Consider the following 3,107-nt stretch of genomic DNA (forward strand, 5'->3'; position numbering starts at 1 on the left):
CGACCATTAAAAATACATCATCAACAGACTGCCATTGAAAGATTCCGGGCTTGTTCGGATTAAACTTGTAATTTGCCATTCCAAAAGTACTAGGCCCTTTTTGATAACAAAAAAAGGCATCTAAGCCTCCCTAGTGCTATGCTTTAAGCGACGAAACTCAAAGGTTGGGGCGCTGATGGGATTATGGTCAAGCTAACCGAAGGTACGGGTTATCTCAGTCCCAAGGCTGGTAACCAGATTGCTAATGGATTCAAAGTGTTTGATACCGTTGGGGTTTACCATTTCTTTCATGGTCGGGGAACGGCTGAAGCTCAATACTTTCTGGCTTGGGTGAAGAAGATGGGATTAGATAAGTCCACGGTATTAGCAATTGATGTTGAAGCACCCGACTTACCATATTCCATGACCAGCCAAGTTAACGTATTCCTTCGATACCTGATTAGTCACGGGTACAAGAATGTGATTACGTATGGATCGGGTTCATGGTTCAGCTCTGGCCGTATTAATCGGTCCCAGTTAGTTGATAAGGCAATCTGGGTGGCGGCTTATGGTGTCAGTCAACCGGGAGTTAATGATGCCAACGCTTGGCAATATACCGATAACTGGCATGGGGTAGATTGCAGTCATGACTTCGATGGTAAGCTTTCAGGTAGGGATACCAAGGTAACCCCTAAGAAAGCCTCATACTGGGCTGATAATGGCCTGTACGAAGTGATTACCAGTGAGGTTAACGTTTATGGTAAGCCAGCCTTAGACAAGGCTGATAAGCGCCGTATTCACTTCTCCAAGGGCAGTACCATTTATGGTAAGGCCGTCAAGTACGGTAAGGTTTACCGGATTAAGACTGACGTTGGGTATATCTCGGCTAACAAGGACTATGTAAAGCTGGTCAGAAAGTCGGGTGACCAGTAATGACCTTTGATCGTTGGATTGAATTAATCACCTTGGCTTTTGCTGTAGTTGCAGGTATCTATGCGGCTTTGATGGTTGTCATGAAGCCCTTCACGGATCGGCTGCAAGAAATTGCTCAAAGTATGAAGGATAGTAGCCAGCGGATTGAGCGTCTGTTCGATTCGCAAAATACGCTGCGTCAAGATTTTATCGCTAGCAGAAGCGAGCACAAAGTTATCAACGAACGCTTAGACAATGTTGAAGGCGATGTACGTGAATTAAAAAATAAATAGTGCTAGGATTAAGTTAATCCTTTAAAGTTGACGCAACCAAAAAGCCACTCATCTCTTACGAGGTGGGTGGCTTTTTTGCGTGTATTCTGCTTCATTTAAACGGACAAGTATACGTATAAAAGTTGAACGTGTCGTCTGAGGACGCAGTGATATTCGTTAATCTGGTAGTTCTACAAAATTTTCGTTCTATAGAACTATAGATCTATAGATATTTAAAAATCTCGCATATTTTGTTGAACAGCTCTAACACTATCTATTACTAATTTTTTGCTTTGGTTCGGCATATTCTGAACATAGCTTTCAACGATTTCGTTGAGAACCTCATAGTTTCGCTTATTTTCAATGGTAGCTATTTGCTTTATGGCCATATGAGTGTCTAATTGTGCCTGGACAGACTTTGGAGTATCTTTTGCTGTCAATCTACGTTTTGGTTTAATTAGTACTTGGTCATTTGGCATGCTTCTGTGTTGTTCTTCAAATTTTTGTGGCTCAATTTTCTGAGGTCGTGTGGTTTTATTCTTTCTAGTTTCTCCAAAAGCACCTAATCCCATTTTATCGTTAGCAGTCATTTTTTAACCTCTAATCAATTTTAAACGTTCTAATAATTCATCTACAACCAAATCATAAAGATGGTGAACCCTTCTGTCGTTTATGTCATGGCTAGCATTATTTGTTATACCAGTGCGATCAAATCGTTTTAATCTAGCCATCTGACGCACCTTTTGTTTAAACATATTTGCATTACCGAAGCTTGTAGTTGCATCTTCGATAACGTCTAAATCTAAATCATTTCCGTTTTGTTGTAAGACAGGTAAAACGCCTAACAAATCAATGTCGAGAGAGTAATCGTCTTTGATTTGCAATAAGTGCTTAACGTATGTTTCTGCCCCTCGCAATGAGCGCTCTTGGGTTTGCAAAATAACAATAACGTAATCACTTGCAACCAAAGCGGAATCAGTAAATTTGTTTAATTGTGGGGGAACGTCCAATATTACAAAATCATATTTACTTGAAATTTTTGATAATAGTTTAGAGAAATAATGATCTTGTGTGTAGTCATCAGGAAACGAAGAGCTCAGAAATTTATCATAGTTCTGTAAATCATCATCCGAAGGAAGTAAATCTAAGTTATCATTTACATGAACAATTGCATTTTCTAAACTACCTTTTTTTAAAGCAACTTCAAGCGTTTCACTAAAATCAGGTTTAGTTCCATACACTTGGCTCATTGTTGTAAACAGCAAGTCTGTAGCATTAGCTTGTGGATCAAGATCTACTATTAAGGATTTTTTCCCTCTATTGGATAAGGTGTAAGCAATCATAACAGCATTAGTTGTTTTTCCAACTCCGCCTTTAAAATTACCGGTTGTAATAGTTGTGGTCAACATAGACACATCCTTTTGGGAAAAATTATAGCATAAAAAAATAAAATTCTATAGAACATTTTCTTCAGATCTATAGAACTATAGAAATGAATATCTATAGAACTATAGATCTATAGTTCTATAGACCTAATAAATAGCGAATATTGCCGACATAGCAGCTCTATAGAACTATAGATTTATAGAACTATAGAAATGAACATCTATAGATTTATAGAACTATAGATTTATAGAATTATAAATTACGTGGTTCTATAGAACTATGTAAAAAGTGCCTTTACTTATTCTTGCTATTGAGATATGATTTAGACATCAAATAGAACATAAAAAAACACCCACCAATTGGAGTTGGTGAGCGCCACAGAAGTCATCTAAGTTACTGACTATTATATCATGGCCGGTGCGATTTTTAAAGCCCTAGGGGACAAGCTGGGGTCTAAATCTAAGGGGACACGTTTGCCAGTGCGACTTCAATAAGTCTGGCTATACCACAACAAGGTCATCTGTACGGCTGGGTGGTGAATGGTGAGCGCGACCATTA

The 3,107-nt window shown here is 38.6% G+C and carries 3 protein-coding genes and 1 pseudogene; 2 read left to right on the forward strand and 2 right to left on the reverse strand.

The window, feature by feature from the left end; translation table 11 throughout:
- Positions 1 to 168 precede the first annotated feature (168 nt).
- Positions 169 to 912: pseudogene (locus tag EKM75_RS12605) on the forward strand (GH25 family lysozyme); the annotation flags it as partial.
- Positions 912 to 1,184, forward strand: coding sequence for a hypothetical protein (locus tag EKM75_RS12610; RefSeq protein WP_125694953.1), 273 nt, complete (start codon positions 912 to 914; stop codon positions 1,182 to 1,184). The pseudogene EKM75_RS12605 and the gene EKM75_RS12610, both read left to right, overlap by 1 nt.
- A gap of 212 nt (positions 1,185 to 1,396) precedes the next feature.
- Here the strand turns inward: EKM75_RS12610 and EKM75_RS12615 are convergent, their stop codons facing one another.
- Both EKM75_RS12615 and EKM75_RS12620 read right to left on the reverse strand, forming a co-directional pair.
- Positions 1,397 to 1,753 carry a hypothetical protein gene (locus EKM75_RS12615; protein WP_024526904.1) on the reverse strand — a complete coding sequence of 119 codons (357 nt, stop codon included), beginning with the start codon at positions 1,751 to 1,753 and terminating at the stop codon, positions 1,397 to 1,399.
- Positions 1,754 to 1,756: 3 nt separating this feature from the next.
- Positions 1,757 to 2,569 (reverse strand): ParA family protein, encoded by an 813-nt coding sequence (locus EKM75_RS12620; RefSeq protein WP_024855822.1) that lies wholly within the window; start codon positions 2,567 to 2,569, stop codon positions 1,757 to 1,759.
- Positions 2,570 to 3,107: the final 538 nt, after the last annotated feature.

The organism is Levilactobacillus tongjiangensis (assembly GCF_003946345.1).
GTDB classification, from domain to species: domain Bacteria; phylum Bacillota; class Bacilli; order Lactobacillales; family Lactobacillaceae; genus Levilactobacillus; species Levilactobacillus tongjiangensis.

Bases quoted from the DNA above. Each gene is read 5' to 3' on its own strand.
- EKM75_RS12610 (WP_125694953.1), top strand. From the start codon at position 912: ATGACCTTTGATCGTTGGATTGAATTAATCACCTTGGCTTTTGCTGTA.
- EKM75_RS12615 (WP_024526904.1), bottom strand. From the start codon at position 1,753: ATGACTGCTAACGATAAAATGGGATTAGGTGCTTTTGGAGAAACTAGA.